Source organism: Streptomyces sp. NPDC045695 (genome assembly GCF_056432025.1).
The window spans coordinates 1-20,057 of sequence record NZ_JBWKJU010000010.1 but is presented as its reverse complement, the minus strand read 5'-3'; the positions used below and the strand labels follow the sequence as shown (position 1 = coordinate 20,057).

Annotated in this window: 2 protein-coding genes and 1 pseudogene; 1 reads left to right on the top strand and 2 read right to left on the bottom strand. The window is 73.4% G+C overall.

Annotation, left to right across the window (positions count from 1 at the left end):
* Positions 1 to 21: 21 nt before the first annotated feature.
* A pseudogene (locus AC07DU_RS18890) lies at positions 22 to 12,960 on the bottom strand (amino acid adenylation domain-containing protein); the annotation flags it as partial.
* 58 nt (positions 12,961 to 13,018) lie between these two features.
* The gene (locus tag AC07DU_RS18885) at positions 13,019 to 14,221 is read right to left on the bottom strand and encodes a cytochrome P450 (RefSeq protein ID WP_479112419.1); all 1,203 of its coding nucleotides are present in this window, start codon (positions 14,219 to 14,221) and stop codon (positions 13,019 to 13,021) included.
* A gap of 578 nt (positions 14,222 to 14,799) precedes the next feature.
* On the opposite strand from AC07DU_RS18885, the gene AC07DU_RS18880 reads away from it, so the two are divergent.
* Positions 14,800 to 20,057, top strand: a 5,258-nt coding sequence (locus AC07DU_RS18880; RefSeq protein ID WP_479112417.1) for an amino acid adenylation domain-containing protein, incomplete at its 3' end; no start/stop codon positions are given.

The following is a 20,057-nucleotide window of genomic DNA, read 5'->3' as shown; positions in this document are numbered from 1 at the left end:
CTCTCTCCGTGTCGTCGGTGATCAAGCGCCGTGGGTACGGTGCTCGTCGGGGTGTTGGTCGTGGTCTGCGGCGGTGCCCGTGTCGTGGTGTCCGTCGTGCGGTGCGGGCAGGCCGCGGGCCAGCTTCCCGGCCAGTACGGGGCCGATGACGGACAGCGGTCCGGGACGGGTCATCTCCTCGTGGCCGCACGCCACGTGGTGCTGCTCCACCTGTCCGCCGATGTGCGGCTGCCACAGCCGGGGCGTCAGCGTCCCGGTGGCGTCCTGGTCGGCCGCGAAGTGCACGAGGTCGCCCTCGAAGACGCCCGGGGTGAAGGCGCGTGCCGCGCGGGTGTTGCCGAGATAGACGGCGACGAGCCCTTCGATCGCGGCGTCGTCGAGGCGGTGGCCGCCGGCCTGGCCGCGCACCGTCTCCCGCACCTCCGCGGGGTCGGGCGGGGTCACGGGCGTGCCCGCCAGCGGGTAGGTGTCCAGAGCGGCCAGCAGGGCGACTTCGGCGCCCCCGGCCCGCAGCCGTACGGCCATCTCGTGGGCGATCAGCCCGCCGACCGACCAGCCGACGAGGTGGTACGGACCGTGCGGGTCCACCTCGCGGATCCGCTCCACGTACCGCGCGGCCGTCTCCTCGACGGTGGCGGTCCGCTCCCGCGGGTCCGACAGGCCGGGCGACTGCAGGGCGTACAGCGGGTGCCGGCCGGGGATGTGCCGGGCAAGCCCGGCGAACGACCAGCCCAGTCCGCCGGCGGCGGGGACGCAGAACAGCGCGGGTCCCTCGCCCCCGACGCGCAGCGGCAGCAGGACGTCGAACTCGCCCCCGCCCGGACCGGCGCCAGCGCCGGCCTCCAGCCGTTCGGCGAGTTCGGCGACGGTGGGCGCCTCGAACAGGCTCCGCAGACCGATCTCGACACCGAGCGCCTCGTGCAGGCGGCCGATGAGCCCGGCGGCCAGCAGTGAGTGGCCGCCCAGGGCGAAGAAGCTGTCGTCGATGCCCACCCGGGGCACACCGAGCGCCTCCGCGAACAGTGCGCAGAGCAGTTCCTCGCGCGGGGTGCGCGGGGTGCGGCCGGACGCTTCGGTGGTGAACCCGGGAGCGGGCAGCGCCTTCCGGTCGAGCTTGCCGTTGGGAGTGAGCGGGAACCGCTCCAGCGGCACGACCGCCGCCGGCACCATGTGGCCGGGCAGCGCGCCGGCCACATGCCGCCGCAGCGCCGCGGCGTCGGCGGTGTGCCCTTCGGCCGGCACCACGTAGCCCGTCAGCGTCCGTCCGCCGCGCCCGTCGTCGTAGAGGACCACGGTGGCCTGCGCGACGGCCGGGTGGGCCAGGAGCACCGCCTCGACCTCGCCCGGCTCGACGCGGAACCCGCGCACCGAGAGCTGGTGGTCGGCGCGGCCGCCGAAGTGCAGCCGGCCGACCCGGTCCCGGCGCACCAGGTCGCCCGTGCGGTACATGCGTGCCCCCGGCGGGCCGTACGGGTCGGCCACGAACCGCGCTGCGGTCAGTCCCGGGCGGCCGGCGTAGCCGCGGGCCAGGCCCGGCCCGCCGATGTACAGCTCGCCGGTGACGCCGGGGGGCACGGGGCGCAGCCGGTCGTCGAGGACGTGGACGCGGGCCCCGCCCAGGGGGCTGCCGATCGTCGGCTCGTCGTCGCCGGTCAGCGGCTCGCTCATGGTGGCGCACACGGTGGCCTCGGTCGGCCCGTACGCGTTGACGAGCCGGCGGCCCGGTCCCCAGCGGCGGACCGCGTCGCGCGGCAGGGCGTCGCCCGCGGTGACCAGGGTGGTGACGGAGGCGAGCGCCTCCGGCGGGAGTAGCGGCAGGGCGACGGGCGGCAGGGTCACGTGGGTGATCCGGTGCCGGGTGAGCAGCTCGGCCAGCGGGCGGCCGGGAGTCAGTTCGTCCTTGGAGGCGAGGACCAGTTCCGCGCCCGAGAGCAGTGCCGTGCAGACTTCGGAGAAGGCCGCGTCGAAGCTCGGGGACGCGAACTGGAGCATCCGGTCCCCTTCCCCCACCCGGAACCGTTCGATCTGGCGGGCGGCCAGGTTGGCGGTGCCAGTGTGGGTCACGACCACGCCGTTGGGCCGGCCGGTGGATCCGGAGGTGAAGATGAGGTAGGCCGGGTGTTCGTGCCGCAGGAGCGCCGTCCGGTCGGTGTCGGTGGGGTCGGTGCTCGCCGCGGCCGTGATCGCCGCGGCCGTCTCCGGCTCGTCGAGGGTGAGGACGCGGGTGCCGCCGGGGAGCGGTGCCGGGAGCGCGCCGAGGGTGTCCAGTCGGGTGACCACCAGTGCGGGCCGGGCGTCGTCGAGCATGGCGCGCACGCGCGCGGCCGGGTAGTCCGGGTCGACCGGGATGTAGGCGGCGCCCGCTTTGAGCACCCCGAGGAGGGCGGTGATCTGGTCGGCCGAGCGGGGCAGGACGAGCGCGACGAAGCTCTCCGGCCCGATGCCGAGTCCGGTGAGGGTGTGTGCGACGCGGTTGGCGCGCCGATTGAGTTCCGCGTACGTCAGGGTGGTCGCGCCGGACCGCAGGGCGATGGCGTCGGGGGTCCGCGCCGCCCGGGCCTCGAACAGCGCGGTGACGGTGTCCTCGGGTACGGGTGCTCCGGTGCCGGCCCGGCCTTCGATCGCGCGGGCCTCGTGCGGCAGCAGCACCGGGGCGGCGCCGACGGGCTTCTGCGGGTCGGCGGTGAGGTCTTCCAGCAGGCGCGACAGGCGGGTGACGAGCCCCTGGGCGGTGATGTCGTCGAAGAGGTCCTTGCTGTAGCGCAGTTCGACGGCGATGCCGGCGGGCGCGGTCGCCTCGAAGGTCTCGCCGAAGGTGAATTCCAGGTCGAATTTGGCCACGCCCGGGTCCACGATCACCTCGGTGGCGGACGTTCCGGCCAGGTCGGCCGTCGGCGGGCGGTAGTCCCGTACCGTCGCGAGCACCTGGAACAGCGGGTGCCGGGACATGCTGCGTTCCGGGTTGAGCGCCTCGACGAGCCGCTCGAACGGCACATCCTGGTGGGCCAGTGCCGCGAGCGTGTTCTGCCGGACCCGCCGGACCAGTTCCGCGAAGGCGGGGTCGCCCGAGGTGTCGGTGCGCAGGACGAGGGTGTTGACGAAGAAGCCGACGAGCCCGTCGAGCGCCGCGTCCCCGCGTCCGGCGACCGGGGTCCCGACGGGGATGTCGGTGCCCGCGCCGAGCCGGGTGAGCAGGGCGGCGAGGCCCGCTTGCAGCACCATGAAGGGCGTGGCGCCGCTCAGCCGGGCCAGCTCCCGCACCCGGTGGTGCAGGGTCGCGTCGAGCTCCGCCGTCACGGTGCCGCCGCGGTGGCCGAGCACGGCGGGGCGCGGCCGGTCCGCGGGCAGTGGCAGTTCCTCCGGCATGCCGGCCAGCACCGTGCGCCAGTGAGCCAGTTGGCGGGCGACGAGGCTGTCCGGGTCGTCCTCGGAGCCCAGTGCCGCGCGCTGCCACAGGGTGTAGTCGGCGTACTGGACCGGCAGCGGCCGCCAGTCGGGGGCGACGCCGGACAGCCGTGCCCGGTAGGCGGCGCCGAGTTCGGTGGCCAGCGGGGCGAGCGAGGCGCCGTCGCAGGCGATGTGGTGCAGCACCAGCAGCAGGACGTGCTCCTCCCGGCCGAGCCGGAACACGGTGGCGCGCAGCGGGAGGTCGGCGGTCAGGTCGAAGCCGCGTCCGGCGGCCTCCGCGAGCGCGGCGGGCAGCCGCTCCTCGGTCGTGTCCGTCAGGGTCGGCCGGGGCGCGGCCGCGGCGGTGTCCCGTATGACCTGGGAGGGGACTCCGTGGACGTCCGGGTACACGGTGCGCAGCGTCTCGTGGCGGTCCACGAGGTCGGTCAGCGCTGCCTGGAGGGCGTCGAGGTCGAGAGGCCCGGTCAGCCGCAGTGCCATGGGCACGTTGTAGGTGTCGCCCGTGCCGTCGAGCCGGTTCAGCAGCCACAGTCGCTGCTGGGCGTAGGAGAGCGGGATCCGCTCGGGGCGCTCGGCCGGGGTCAGGGGCGGGCGGGCCACCCCCGCCGAGGGGAGCCGCTCGACGAGGCCGGCGGGGGTCGGGGTCTCGAAGACCGCCCGCAGGGTGAGTTCGGCGCCGAAGGCGGTACGGACGGCGTTGACCAGCCTGGTGGCCAGCAGGCTGTGGCCGCCGTGGTCGAAGAAGCTGTCGTCCGCGCCGACGTGGGGAACGCCGAGGACGTCCGCGAAGAGGGCGCACATCAGCTCCTCGGCAGGGGTGCGCGGGGCACGGCCCTGCGCGGCGGTGCCGAAGTCGGGGGCGGGCAGTGCCTTCCTGTCGAGCTTGCCATTGGCGGTGACCGGCAGGACGTCCAGGACGACGGTGGCGACCGGCGCCATGTGCTCGGGGAGCGTGGCGGTGACGTGCCGGACCAGTTCGTCGTGGGTTGGGTGCGTGCCCGGTGCCGTGGTCACGTAGGCGACGAGCCGGTGTTCGCCGGTGGGCGCGGGGGCGGTGGTGACGGTGGCGTGGGTGACGGCGGGGTGGCGGGCGAGGACGCTCTCGATCTCCCCGGGTTCGATGCGGAACCCACGGATCTTGACCTGCTGGTCGGCACGTCCCAGGTAGTGCAGGACGCCGTCGGCGTCCCAGCGGGCCAGGTCGCCTGTGCGGTACATGCGGGAGCCGGCGGGACCGTGGGGGTCGGGCACGAAGTGGCGGGCCGTCAGGCCGGGTCGGCCGAGGTAGCCGTCGGCGACCTTGGGGCCGGTCAGGTACAGCTCGCCGGAGACTCCGGCGGGCACGGGGCGCAGCCGGGCGTCGAGGACGTAGGCGCGGGAGCCGGGCAGCGGCTGCCCGATGGGCGGCGCGCACACCTGGCCCGGCGCGCTCTCGTACCAGCCGGTGGCGTAGACGGTGGATTCGGTGGGCCCGTACAGGTTGGCGATCCGGACGCCGGGCGCGTGCTGCCGCAGCCTGCGGACGAGGTGCTCGGGCAGTGCCTCGCCGGCCAGGACGATCCGGTCGCAGTCCAGCGGTGTGCCGGCGTCGAGGAGGGCCGAGACGACCGACGGCACACCGCTGATCAGCGTTCCGGACCAGGGTCGTTCGGCGAGCGCCAGGAGGTCGGTCACCACCTCGATGGATCCGCCGGCGAGCAGCGGCGCGAAGATCTCGAAGACCGAAACGTCGAAGGAGAGCGACGTCGAGGCCAGCACCTTCGCCAGGCCCTCGGCGCCGAAGTGCCGCACCGCCCAGGACAGGAACACCGACATGGACCGGCGGGAGACGACCACGCCCTTGGGCCGGCCGGTCGACCCCGAGGTGTAGATGACGTACGCGGGTGTCGCGCCCGGGACCGGTGCGCGGCCGGTGAGCGACGTGCCGGGCAGCCCGGCGAGGTCGTGGACGGTGTCGTCGCCGTCCAGGACGACGACCTCGGCGGTGGTGCCGACGGGCAGATGGTCCGCGACCGTCGAGTGCGTCACCACCAGGCCGGGTGTGGCGTCGGCCAGCATGAACGCGATGCGTTCCGCCGGGTACGCCGGTTCGACCGGCACGTAGCCGGCGCCGGTCTTGAGGACCGCCCAGACCGCCACGACCATGTCGGCGCCGCGGGGCAGGGCGACGGCGACGAGGTCGCCCGGGCGGACGCCGCGCGCCCGCAGGAGGCGTGCCAGCCGGTTCGCCCGGCCGTCCAGGTCCGCGTAGGACAGGGTGGTGCCGCCACTGACCACCGCGGTGGACTGGGGCGAGGCGGCGGCGGTGCGCTCGAAGGCCTCCACCGCGTCCGTCACGGGGCCGGGGCCGGCCGTGCCGCCCCACTCCTCCACGATCCGGGTGTGCTCGTCCGGCGTGAGGATGTCGACGGCTGCGAGGGGCAGCGCCGGATCGACGGCGACGGCCGTCAGCAGGCGGACCAGCCGCCGGCCCAGGCGGGCGACCGTGTCCTCGTCGAACAGGTCGGCGCTGTAGGCGATCCGGCCGGTGATGCCGGCCGGTGCGCCGCTCTCGTCGAAGCTCTCGCTCAGCTGGACGTCGAGGTCGAACTTGACCGAGGTGAGGTCGATGTCGGGGACGCCGACCCCCAGCCCGGGCAGGCGCAGGTCCGGCTCCGCGTTGTTCTGCAGCGCGAGCATGACCTGGAAGAGGGGGTGCCGGCCCAGCGAGCGGGGCGGGTTGAGCACCTCGACCAGTCGTTCGAAGGGCACGTCGGGGTTGCCGTACGCGGCCAGGTCCGCTTCGGCCACCCGGCCGAGCAGCTCGGCGAAGCCGGGGTCGCCGGAGGTGTCCGTGCGCAGCACCAGGGTGTTGACGAAGAAGCCGACGAGGTCGTCGAGCGCTGTGTCGTCCCGTCCGGCGACGGGGGTGCCGATGGGGATGTCGGTACCGGCGCCGAGCCTGGTCAGCAGGGCGGCGAGGCCGGCCTGGAGCACCATGAACAGACTGGCGTGGTGCTCGCGCGCCAGCCGGGCGAGCCGGTCGTGCAGGGCGGGGTCGATCGTCAGGGGCACGGACCCGCCCCGGTAGCTGAACTCGGCGGGCCGGGGACGGTCCGTGGGCAGGTCGAGCTCCGCGGGCAGGCCGGCGAGGGCGTCCTGCCAGTGGGCGAGTTCTTCGGACATCCGGCTGACGGGGTCCTGTTCGCTGCCGAGCACTTCGCGCTGCCACAGCGTGTAGTCGGCGTACTGGACGGCCAGCGGCGGGAAGCCGGGCGCGCTGTTCCCGGAGCGGGCGGCGTAGGCGGTGGCGATGTCGCGGGCGAGCGGACCCATGGACCAGCCGTCTCCCGCGATGTGGTGCAGCACCACCAGCAGGACGTGCTCGGTCCGGGACAGGGGGAACAGGGTGGCCCGAAGCGGCAGTTCGCGGGTGAGGTCGAAGCCGTACGCGCCGGCCTGCGCCACAGCCTGCCGCCAGGTCTCCTCATCGGCCGGCACCACGTCGAGTCCGACGGTGACGTCCGCCGGGTCGTGGACCAGCTGGCAGGGCTCGCCGTCGTGCTCGGGGAAGCTGGTGCGCAGGCTCTCGTGGCGGACCACCACGTCCCGCAGTGCCTGGGCCAAGGCCTGCCGGTCGAGGTCGCCGGAGAGCCGAAGGGCGACGGGGATGTTGTACGCGCCGCCCGCCTCGCCCAGGCGGTTGAGGAACCACAGTCGCCGCTGGGCGTACGACAGGGGCACGACATCCGGCCGGTCCACCGGCACGAGGGCCGGCCGCGCGTGGTCGGCGGGGCCCAGACGCCGGGCCAGCTCCGCCACGGTGGGCGCCTCGAAGACGGCCCGCACGGTCAGCTCGACGCCCATGGCGGCTCGCACGGCGTTGACCAGGCGGATCGCCAGGAGGGAGTGGCCGCCGAGCGCGAAGAAGCCGTCGTCGACGCCGACCCCCGGCACGCCCAGCACCTCGGCGAACAGCCGGCAGAGGGTTTCCTCCTCCGGGGTCCGGGGTGCCCCGCCGCGTACGTCGGCGACCAGGTCGGGGACGGGCAGGAGGGCGCGGTCGAGCTTGCCGTTCTCGGTGACCGGGAGTGAGTCGAGCACGACGAACGCCGTGGGGATCATGTAGTCGGGCAGCCAGTCGCGCAGGTACTCCCGCAGGGAGGCGGTCAGCTGACCGGACTCGCGGAAGGCGACCGGGTCGTTGGTGAGCGCGCCGCGGTACGCCCGCAGGCCGTCGTGCGCGCCGTGCGTGACGAGGGGCGGTGTGGGCGATCCGGCCGGGGCGGCGGCGAACAGGGCGTCCAGGCGGCCCTCGGTGTCGCCGTCGGTCCAGGTGAGCGCGGTCCGGTAGCCCAGTTCGGCACCGAGCGCGGTGAGGGCGTCGGGGTCGATCCCCTCGGCGCGGGCGTACGCCTCGCGGATCCCCGCGAGGTCCTCGCCCGCCACCAGGGCCCGTGCGGCCGCGGCCTCTGCCGCCGTGCGCGCGTTCGGGACGCCGGTCACGCGGAGCGCCTCCGGCCGGCCGCAGGCCAGGGCCTCGCGCAGCGCGGCCAGGCTCGTGATGTCGTCGGCCCAGGTCAGCACGGGAGCGCTGGGGACGGTGAGCAGGTCCTGCGGCTCCTTGCGGTGGAGGACGACGTCGTAGCGGTAGCGGCTCAGCTCGTTGTGGAAGCCGCCGCTCTTAACCCTGATGTCCACGCCGCCCACGAGCGCGTTGCCGGCGCCGAAGCGCTGGAAGAAGGCGGGTGCGACGAGCAGTTCCTTCTCCCGCAGCACGCGCCGGTCGACGTCGCGCCGCACCTCGGACGCGTCCGCCGGGTCCGGCGTGCGCGCCAGCGCGACCGCCGTGTGGAAACTGCGCAGGAGCGTGAGGTTGCGTACGTCGCCGACGAACACCGAGCCGCCGGGGGCGAGCAGGCCGACCACCTTGTCCAGCACGGATTCCAGGTACTCGGCGTGCGGGAAGTACTGGGTGACCGAGTTGATGACGACGGTGTCGAAGTAGCCCTCGGGGAGGCCTTCGACGTCGTCGGCCGGCTGGACGCGCAGCTCCACGCGGGCGTCGAGTTCGGGCCGGTCGCGGAGGGCGGCGATCGCCTCGGGAGAGAAGTCGGTGGCCCAGTAGGCCTCGCACTCCCCCACGAGCCGGCTGAGGATCAGGCCGCTGCCCACGCCGATCTCCAGCACGCGCCGGGGGCGCAGCGCGCGCACGCGGTCGACGATGGACTCACGCCACTCACGCATCTGCTCCAGCGGGAGCGGTTCTCCGTCGTAGCTGCTGTCCCAGCCGGCGAAGTCCTCGCCGAACCCGGCCCCGGTGGCGCGGCCGTATATGCCGTCGTAGATCTGCTGCCATTCGGTGACCTGCTCGCGGGTGGCGCTCTCGACGCGGTCGTCCAGGCGCTGCCAGTCCGCCACGACGTAGCCGACGAGCTGCTGTTCGCCCAGGTGGTCGGGGCGGGCCAGGACCTCGGCCTCCCGTACGTCCGGATGCCTGGCGACGGCCGCGGCGACCTCGCCGGGCTCGATGCGGAAGCCACGGACCTTGACCTGGTGGTCGGCGCGACCGGCGAACTCCAGCAGCCAGTCGGTGTTCCAGCGGGCCAGGTCGCCGGTGCGGTACATCCGGGTCCCCGGGGGCCCGAAGGGGTCGGCGACGAACTGCTCGGCGGTGCGGCCGGGGAGGTTGAGGTACCCGCGGGCGAGTCCGGCGCCGGCCAGGTACACCTCTCCGGTCACTCCCTGGGGCACGGGGCGGAGCAGGTCGTCCAGGAGGTAGACCCGGGTGTCCGCCAGGGGGCGGCCGATCGGCACGGTGGCGCCCGCCTCGAAGGGGGCGCGCACCTCGTGCTGGGTCGCGCACAGGGTGGCCTCGGTCGGCCCGTACAGCTGGCGCACGACCGTGTTCGGGGCGTGCTCCAGGACGCGCTGCACGGCGATCGGCGAGACGACGTCGCCGCCGGTGAGGACTTCCCGCACACCGGCGAGGCAGCCGGGCTCGTCCTCGGCGAGCACCCGGAAGAGCCCGGCGGTGAAGTGCACTGCCGTGATCTTCTCCTGCTCGATGAGCCGGGCGAGCATGCCGGTGTCCAGGCGTCCGGGCGGAGCGAGTACGACGAGCCCGCCGGCCAGCAGGGTGACCCACAGTTCGTAGTCGGAGATGTCGAAGGCGTACGGCGCGTGCAGCAGGACGCGCTCGTGGTGTCCGGTGTCCCAGCACGGGTCGGCCGCCAGCGCGAGGACGTCCCGGTGGGCGATGGCGACGCCCTTGGGCAGGCCGGTGGAGCCGGAGGTGTACATGATGTAGGCGAGCTGGTCCGGGTGGACCCGCACGGCCGGCGCGCCGGAGGGTACGGGCTCGTCGTCGAGCGGCTCGTCGTCGAGGACCACGACGGTGGCGTCGTGCTCGAAGCGGCGGGCGAGCATCGCCCGGTCGGTGAGCAGCACGCTGGAGCGGGTGTCGGCCATGACCCATTCGAGCCGTTCGGCGGGGAAGGCCTCGTGGAGGGGCACGTAGGTGCCGCCGGCCTTGAGCACGGCGAGGATGGCCACCGCCAGCTCCGGGGAGCGCTCCAGGAAGACGGCCACCCGGCTCTCGGGGCGGACTCCGAGCCTGATCAGCCGGTGGGCCAGCCGGTTGGCGCGGTCGTCCAGGTCGCCGCGGGTCAGTTCACGGTCGCCAGCGCGGACCGCGGGCGCGTCGGGTGCGTCGGCGGTGATCTCGGAGAGGCGCTCGTGGAGGGTCGTCGCGGTGCGGGGGCGCCGGGCCACGGCGGGGTGCCCGGGACCGCTCGTGCCGGCGGGCGGGCCGGATGCGGTGCTGACGCCGAGGAGGCGGTCGCGCTCCTCGGCGGTGAGGATCTCGATGGCGCCGATGTGGCGGCGGGGGTCCTGTGCCACGGACGTGAGGATGCGGGCGAGGCGCTGGACCAGCCCGGCGGCGGTGTCCCGGTCGAAGAGGTCGGTGCTGAACTCCAGGACGCCGGTGATCCCGGCGGGCGTGTGCCCCTCGCCGAAGGCCTCCGCGATGTTGAACGCCAGGTCGAACTTGGCGGGCCGCAGCGCGTCGGGCTCGACGACCACGCTCAGGCCCGGGAGGGTCAGATCGGCGTCGGCGTTGTTCTGGAGCGCGAGGAAGACCTGGAACAGGGGGTGCTGGGACAGCGATCGTGCCGGGTTGAGCAGCTCGACCAGCCGCTCGAAGGGCACGTCCTGGTGGCTGTAGGCGGCCAGCGCGGTGTCGCGGACGCGCCGCAGCAGGTCGCTGAAGCGGGGATCGCCCGAGGTGTCGGTGCGCAGCACCAGGGTGTTGACGAAGAACCCGACCAGTTCGTCGAGGGCGGCGTCCGTGCGGCCCGAGATGGGGCTGCCGACGGGGATGTCGGTGCCCGCGCCCAGCCGGGTGCACAGGGTGGCGACGGCGGCCTGGAGCACCATGAACAGGGTGACGTTGTGGCGCCGGGCGACGTCGAGGAGACGGGCGTGCAGCTCGGCGTCGAGCTCGATGTCCACGGTGTCGCCGCGGAAGCTGAGCTTGCGGGGACGCGGCCGGTCGGTGGGCAGGGTCAGCTGTTCGGGCAGGTCGCCGAGGGTGCGCCGCCAGAAGTCGGTCTGCGCGGCGAGGGCGCTGTCGGGGTCGTCCTCGGCGCCCAGCACCCGGCGCTGCCACAGGGTGTAGTCGGCGTACTGGACGGGGAGCGGCGCCCAGTCGGGGGCCACGCCTGCGAGCCGGGCGCTGTAGGCGGTGCCCAGGTCGCGGGCGAGGGGCGCCATGGACCAGCCGTCGCCCGCGATGTGGTGCAGGACCAGCAGCAGGACGTGCTCGTCCGGTGCGAGCGGGAAGAGGTGGGCCCGCAAGGGCAGCTCGGTACCGAGGTCGAAGCCGACGGCCGAGGCCCGCGCGAGTTCCGCGGGCAGCCGCTCCTCGTTCACCGGGGTGACGGTCAGGGCGGGGCAGGCGGTCGTGGCGTCGAGGATGACCTGGCGGGGTTCGCCGCCGGCCTCCGGGTAGACGGTGCGCAGCGACTCGTGCCGGGCCGCGAGGTCGGCCAGGGCGTCGGCGAGCGCCGCGCGGTCCAGGTCGCCGGTGATCCGCAGCGTGGCCTGGATGTTGTAGGCGGCGCCGCCGTCTTCCAGCCGGTTGAGGAACCAGAGCCGACGCTGGCCGTGCGAGAGGGGCAGCTCCGCGGGCCGGTCGGCGGCGGCGAGTGCCGGGCGGGCCCGGTCGCCGCCGGCGAGGCGGGTGGCGAGCGCCTGCACGGTGGGTGCCTCGAACACGGCGCGGACGGGGACTTCGACGCCGAGCCTGGCCCGGACGCCGTTGGTCAGCCGCGTGGCGAGCAGCGAATGGCCGCCCAGGTCGAAGAAGTCGTCCTCGACCCCGACGGACGGCAGGCCGAGGACCTCGGCGAACAGGCCGCACAGGATCTCCTCCTGCGGGGTGCGCGGCCCGCTGCCGGTGCCCGCGGCGGCGGCGAAGTCGGGTGCGGGCAGGGCCCTGCGGTCGAGCTTGCCGTTGGGGGTCAGGGGCAGCGCGTCCAGTCCGACGATCGCGGACGGCACCATGTACTGGGGTAGCCGTTCGGCGAGGTGGGCGCGGAGCGGGGCGGTGTCCGCGGCGTCATGGCCGGGCGCGGCCACCGTGTAGGCGACGAGGCGCTTCTCGCCCGCCTGGTCCTCATGCACGACGACCGCCGCCCGGGCGACCGCCGGGTGCTGGTTCAGCGCTCCTTCGATCTCGCCGAGTTCGATGCGGAAGCCGCGGATCTTGACCTGGTGGTCGACGCGGTCGAGGAATTCCAGGTTGCCGTCGGCGTGCCGGCGGACGAGGTCGCCGGTGCGGTACATGCGCCCGCCGGCGGGGCCGAAGGGGTCGGCGACGAAGCGCTGGGCGGTGAGTGCGGGCCTGTTGAGGTAGCCCCGGGCCACGCCCGCGCCGGCGAGGTAAAGCTCTCCCGCCACTCCGGCGGGCACCGGCCGCAGGGCGCTGTCGAGCACGTACGCCCGGGTGTTGGCGAGCGGCAGGCCGATGGGCGGGCGGCCGGCGTTCTCCTCGTCCAGCAACGCCGCGGTGGACCAGATGGTCGTCTCGGTGGGCCCGTACACATTGGTGACCTCGCGCGCGGAGTCACGCAGGGCGCCCGCCAGCGGCTGGGGCAGCGCCTCACCGCCCACGAGGACCTTCAGCTGCCGGAGGTCCTCGGGGTGTCCCGAGGCCAGCAGGCTCTGCCACAGCGCGGGCGTCGCCTGCATCACGGTGGCGCCCGAGGCGGAGATAAGCCCGCCCAGGGCGTTCGGGTCCTGGCTCGTCTCCTTGGAGGCGAGCACGACCCGGCCGCCGCTGATGAGGGGAAGCAGCAGTTCGAGGTTGGAGATGTCGAAGCCGAACGTCGTCACCGCGAGCAGACGGTCCTCGGGGCCGAAGGAAAGCCGGCTCCGGAAGTCGGACAGCAGATTGACCAGGTTCTCGCCGGTGACGACGGTGCCCTTGGGAGCTCCGGTGGATCCGGATGTATAGATGATGTAAGCGGGATTGCTGGAATGGGCACGATTGCTTTGCTCGAGCGGCATACTTCAAATCCTCGTCGCGATGCGATGCGCTGTTTTGCCCGGCCGACGGCTCGCTGGTTCAGCGGCGGGTGAAAAGGGTGGCCGGAAGTCGCACGGGACCCAGCACGCCAATCGATTCGTGGAACTCCACAGATTCGTCCCGGGAAATCTCGATGCGCTCGAAACGCCGCAGCAGGGTCTCCACGGCGGTACGGGCCTCCAGCCGGGCAAGTGGAGCGCCCAGGCAGTAGTGGATTCCCTTTCCGAACGCCAGGTGACGTCCGGCATTGCGGTGGATGTCGAACAGGTCGGGATTTTCGAAACGGAGCGGGTCGCGGTGGGCCGAGGCCAGCCACACGCAGACCATGGAACCGGCGGGAACGGTACGCCCGCCCAGGTCCGCGTCACGGGTGGTGAGGCGCTGGTCGCGGACCAGCGGGGGCCGCCAGCGCAGCACTTCCTCGATGGCCCCGGGCAGCAGCTCCGGGTCGCTCCGCACCTCCGCCAGCGCGGCGGGGTGCTCATCGAGGGCCATCACGGTGTTCGCGGTCAGCACGGACGCGGGCAGGTATCCGGCGATGAGGAACATGCCGATGACGCCGACGATCTCCTCGTCGTCCAGCGTCTTGCCGTCGACCTCCGTGGTGGCGAGCCGGCTGGTGAGGTCGTCCTGGGGCCGGGCGCGACGCTCGGCGATGTGGTGGACGAGGTACTCGCCGGCCCTGCGCACGAGGTCCGCCACATTCTGCATGGCGGCCTCGTCGGCGACGCTCAACTCACCCGCGGGACGTGAGCCGAGCAGGGCTTTCGCCCATTCCGCGATCATCGTGTGGTCGCTCTCGGGGATGCCGAACAGCTCGGCGATGACGATCGCGCTGAGCGGGCCGGCGAACTCGCCGACCAGGTCGCAGGAGGCCTTGTCGCCGCGCTCGGCAACGATGTCGTCCAGGAGCTGCTCGGCCAGGCGGCCGATGCGCGGCTCCAGGGCCGCGGTGACCCGCGGGGAGAACGCCTGGCTGACGAGGCCGCGCAGTTGCGTGTGGTCCGGTGGGTCGATCCCCACGAAGTTGCCCCGGGCCGCCCGCGCGAGCTGGCGCTGGTCCTCGGGGATGAAGTGGTTCATGTCGCTGGAGAAGGTCCGGTGGTCACCCAGGACCTGCACGGCCTCGTCGTAGCGGAAGACTTCCCAGACCCCCGGCTCGCGGCTCTCGCCGACCGCCTCGGTCCCGCGCCTGCCGCCCAGGTACGTGAAGAATTCTTCGATACGCCGGTCGAAAGGCATGCGCGTGAGCACACTTAAGTCAGTCAACGAAATCCCCCATGAAAGCGCGCACCTGACAGGCGCCATTAAACGACGGCACGCAAAAGGGGTTGTTCCAGCCGATGTATCCCCCGATACGCCCGTCCGACTCTTCCAGTCTCAGCAATGACGGAACTTCACCGACGCTACCTTGATCAATTAGCGGCTGTCAAGGACGGCCCTTCCCCGCCCGGTGGCGAGTTGGCGACACGATCCGGTTCGCCGCAGGTCGCGATGCAAACAGTGACGCGGGTGACCGTGCTCACAGGCGCAGGGGCGACAAGAAAGCACCTGGCGTGCGCAGTTGGGTCGTGTATGGTCGCCAGAGCGCTTGAACACGCTCGGCGTCCACGGGGGACAGCGGGGGTCGTAATCGCTTTGCAGCGTTCGGGATTCTGCCCGCGCGCTTCTCTTGCCTTCCCCTGCGCGCTTCTCTTGCCTTCCGCAGTCACTGGCGTGGCGCCACTTCCTCCGCCTATTCACTCTGAATGGTCGGCGGGGTTTCCGGCTTCCCTGCGTCACGGAATCGGCCCGTCGGCAGCGACCGCTAAGGAACGATCATGTCCGCTTCTCCGGACCGGCAGCTCGCCCTGACGTCCGCCCAGACCGGGATGTGGCTCGCGCAGCGTTTCGCCGCCGGCCGCCTCGACTACAGCATCGCCCAGTACGTCGAGATCCGGGGCGCCCTGGACACCGGACTGTTCGTCCGGGCCGCGCGCCGCGCCTTCGACGAGGCCGACGCCGTGCGTGTGCGGTTCGTGGAGACGCAGGGCGATCCCGTGCAGCTCCTCGACCCTGACCGGGCGTGCGCCGTGCCGGTCCTGGACTTCACGGACCGGTCCCGGCCGGAGGAGGCGGCGCAGCGGTGGATGGCCGACGAGCTGGACCGGCCGCTGTCCCTGGAGGAGGGCCGGGTCCTGTCACTCGCCCTGCTCAAGGTCTCCGAGGAGACCCACTACTGGTACCTGCGGGGCCACCACGCGGTGCTCGACGGCTACAGCGGCTCCGTCCTCGTGCGGCGTGCCGCCGATGTCTACCGCGCCCTGGTCGAGGGCGACCCCGTGCCGGAGTGCCCCTACGGCACCGTCCAGGACCTGCTCTCCCACGACCGCGACTACCGCGAGTCCCCCGCCTTCGCCGCCGACCGGGCCTACTGGGCCGAGACCCTGACGGGTCATCGGGCGCCCGCCTCCTTCGGCCGCTCCGGGCAGGGCCGGACGCCCGGCCGGATCCGGGTGTCGGCCCCGCTGGAGCAGGAGCGGATCGATGCCCTCCGCAGCGTGGCGTCGAGCTGCCGGGTGGCTCTGCCCGCCCTGTTCGTCGCGGTCGAGCTGCTGCACGTCGCCCGCCTGACCGGGGAGCGGGACATCACCCTCGGCCTGCCGGTGGCGGCTCGCACCAAGGCCGTGCGCGCCACTCCCGGCATGGTGTCCAACGTGGTGCCGCTGCGGCTGACGGTCGACCCGGACGAGAGCCTCTCGGGGCTGCTCGGGCGCATCGGGAAGGCGATGCGGCTGTGCCTGGCCCACCAGCGCTACCGTTTCGAGGACATCCGCCGCGACCTGCGGCTGAGCGACGCCGGCGAGCCGCTGACCGGACCGCACGTGAACCTCCAGATCTTCGACTACGAGCTGGACTTCGCCGGTTCCCGGGCGAGCGTGCACAACCTCACCAACGGTCCCGTCGAGGACCTGGCGTTCGTCGTCTACAGCGGGACCGCGGACACCCCCTGGCGCGTCGACCTCGACGCCAACGCCGAGCTGTACGCCGCCGAGGACCTGGCCGTCCACCAGGAAGCCGTCCTGCGGCTGATAGACGGCCTCGCCGGCGCGGGGACCGACACGCCGGTCGGCACCCTCGACGTCCTCGCCCCGCAAGAGGAGCGGCGCCTCCTCACCGAGTGGAACGACACGGCACACCGCTTTCCCGACACGACCCTGCCGGAGCTGTTCGAGGCGCAGGCCGCCCGCACGCCCGGCGGCGACGCGGTCGTCTACCGGGGCGAGGCCATCTCGTACGAGGACCTCGACGCCCGTGCCGACGCGCTGGCGCACGTCCTGCGCGGGCTGGGGGCCGGCCCCGAGGGGCTCGTGGCACTCGCCGTCCCCCGCTCGGACGAGCTGATCGTCTCCCTGCTCGCGGTGCTCAAGACCGGTGCGGCGTACCTGCCCCTCGACCCCGACCACCCGGCCGAGCGCATCGCGGCGATGCTCGCCGACGCTCGCCCGGCGGTGCTGGTCACCACCACGGCCACCCTCGGCCGCCTGCCGGCCACGCAGGCGCCGCCGCGGCTGCTGCTCGACGATCCCGCGACGTTGGCCGCACTGCGCGGGGCACTCTCCCCGCGTCCGGCCGGTGACGCCGCCGTACGCGCAGTCCCGCGCAACCCGGCCAACGTGATCTACACCTCGGGCTCGACGGGCACCCCCAAGGGTGTCGTCAACACCCACGAGGGCCTGGTGAACCGGCTGCTGTGGATGCAGGACCGCTACGGTCTCGACGCCACGGACCGGGTTCTCCAGAAGACCTCCTGCGGCTTCGACGTCGCCGGCTGGGAGTTCTTCTGGCCGCTCATCACCGGCGCCACCCTGGTCGTCGCCGAGCCGGAACGGCACAAGGACCCCGCGTACCTCGCGGCGCTCATCGCCGAACAGGACGTCACCACCGTGCACTTCGTGCCGTCCATGCTGAAGGGCTTCCTCGCGGAGCCCACCACCGCCGGGTGCGTCTCCCTGCGCCGGGTGATGTGCAGCGGCGAAGCCCTTTCGGCCGATCTGGTGACCCGCTTCCACGCGCTCCTCGGCTGCGAACTGCACAATCTCTACGGCCCCACGGAAGCGGCCATCGACGTCACCGCCTTCGCGTGCGACCCGGCCGACGCGTCCGGCTCCGCCCCGCCGATCGGCACTCCGATCGCCAACACCCGGGTGTACGTGCTCAACCGCGCCCTCCGGCCGGTTCCCGCGGGCGTCATGGGCGAGCTGTACCTGGCCGGCACCGGTCTGGCGCGGGGCTACCTCGACCGCGCCCCGCTCACCGCTGAACGGTTCGTGGCGTGCCCGTACGGCCCGCCGGGATCCCGCATGTACCGTACCGGCGACCTCGCCCGCTGGGACGCCGACGGGCGGCTCGTCTACATGGGCCGCGTCGACGAGCAGGTGAAGATCCGCGGTGTCCGCATCGAACCCGCCGAGGTCGCCGCCGCCCTCGTCGGCCACCCGGACGTGGGCGAGGCGGAGGTCGTCGCCCGTGACGACGGCCCCGGCGGCACGCACCTCGTCGGGTACGTGGTGCCCGACTGGCGGTCCCTGGAGGACCGCATGGAGCGGGGCCGACAGGAGAAGGTCGAGCAGTGGGAACAGCTCTACCAGACCATGTACGGCACCACGCGGGTGACGGACTTCGGCGAGGACTTCACCGGCTGGGACAGCAGCTACGACGGGACGCCCATCCCCCGCGACGCCATGGAGCGGTGGCGGACGGACACGGTGGAGCGCGTCCGCTCACTTCGTCCGCGCCGTGTCCTGGAGATCGGCGTGGGCAGCGGCCTGCTGCTGTCCCGGCTCGCCGACGCGACCGAGGCGTACTGGGCCACCGACTTCTCCGCCGCCGTCATCGAGCGGTTGCGCCGGCAGACGGCTGCCCGTCCCGAGCTGTCCGGCCGAGTCGAGCTGCTGGCCCGGCCGGCCCACGAGCTCGCCGGGCTGCCCCGGGAGTTCTTCGACACCGTCGTCATCAACTCGGTGGCGCAGTACTTCCCGAACGCCGACTACCTCGCCTCCGTGCTACGGGGCGCAGTCGACCTGCTCGCCCCCGGCGGTTCCCTCTTCGTCGGTGACGTGCGCAACCTGCGCCTGAAGCGCGCTCTCGACACCGCGGTGCAGCTCGCCCGCAGCGGCCGGGACGCCGATGCCGACACCGTCCGCAGGGCGGTGGACCAGCGGGCGGCCCAGGAGAACGAGCTGCTGGTCGACCCGGAGTTCTTCCACGCCCTGGCCGCGGAGGACGCCGAGCGTTTCGGCGGCGTCGACATCCGGGTGAAGACCGGCGCCTACGACAACGAGCTGGTCCGCTATCGCTACGACGTCGTCCTGCGCACGAGGTCCGGCCCACCCTCCGTCTCCGCGGCCGGGGCACCGCGCTGGCAGTGGGGCGAGGACGTCAGCACCGTCCAGGAGCTCGTGGACCGGCTCGCCGCCGAGCGGCCGGCCCGGCTGCGCGTCACGGGGGTGCCCAACGGCCGGACGGCGCACGAGGCCGCCGCTGCCCGGGCCCTGTACGCGGGCGCGCCCCTGGCCGAGGTTCGCGCCGCGCTGCTGCGCACCGGCGTCCCGGGCGCCACTTCGGACGCGCTGGTGGAGCTCGGTGAGCCGCTGGGGTACCAGGTTGCCGTCACCTGGTCGGCCGAGGGCACGGACGGCGAACTGGACGCCCTCTTTCTGCCGCCCGGCACCGGTCCCCTGACCGACGTGTACGTTCCCGCGGAGGGCCGGCGCGCCGGCCGTCCGCGCACCAACAACCCCGCGCTCGGTCATGTGGCGGGCGAGCTGAGCGCGTCCCTGCGCGGGCACCTGCGGGACGTGCTGCCCGACTACATGGTGCCGTCGGCGGTCGTCGTCCTGGACTCGCTGCCCGTGAACGCCAACGGCAAGCTGGACCGACGGGCCCTGCCCGCACCCGACTTCCAGGCCCAGGTGACCGGGCGGACCCCGCGCACCGCGCACGAGGAGCTCCTCTGCGGCCTGTTCGCCGAGGTCCTCGGCCTCCCCGCGGTCGGTATCGACGACAGCTTCTTCGACCTCGGCGGCGACAGCATCAGCTCCATCCAGTTCGTCAGCCGGGCCCGGCGCGCGGGCCTGACCATCTCGCCGCGCGACGTCTTCCGCCACAAGACCGTCCTCGCCCTCGCCGACATCGCGACCCCCTTGGCCGCGGCCGTCGCCGAGCGTCCCGAGGACGGCGTGGGCGAGGTGGTCCTCACGCCGATCGTGCACCACCTGCACGGCCTGGACGGTCCGGTCCGGCGCTTCCACCAGTCCACGGTGCTCCGTGTCCCGGCCGGTGTGCGCGAGGACCTACTGACCGACGCACTGCAGAGCGTCCTGGACCACCATGGCGCGCTGCGTCTGCGGATGGCGGGCGAGGACCGTGCGTGGACGTTCGAGGTCACCGAACCGGGCACCGTCACCGCAGGGCCCCTGGTGCGCCGTGTGGACGTGGCCGGACTGACCGGCGACGAGCGCCGGGCGGTGCTCGCCGAGCGGACCGCCGAAGCGGTGGACCGGCTCGACCCCTGGGCCGGCGTGATGCTCCAGGCGGTGTGGTGCGACGCCGGAGCGGACGAGCCGGGCCATCTGGTGCTGGTGGTCCACCACCTCGCCGTCGACGGCGTCTCCTGGCGCATCCTCCTGCCCGACCTCGCCCAGGCCTACACCGCACACGCGGACGGACAACCGCCGGTCCTCCAGCCGGTGGGCACCTCGGTCCTCCAGTGGGCCGAGGCCCTGCACGGGCTGGCGCACGCCCCCGAGCGCGAGGCCGAACTGCCGTTGTGGTCGGGGATCCTCGCCGGTGCGGACCCGCTGCTGGGGCGGCGTGCCCTGGACCCTGCGCGGGACGTTTTCGCGCGGCGCCGCACCGTGTCGTACACGCTGCCCGGCTCCTGGACCACCGAGGTGCTGACCGGTGTCACCAAGGTCTTCCACGCCCAGGCGAACGATGTCCTGCTGACGGCGATGGCGCTGGCCGTGCAGGACTGGCGGCGGCGCCGCGGGCTGCCGGGCTCCGCCGTCCTGCTCGACGTGGAGGGCCACGGCCG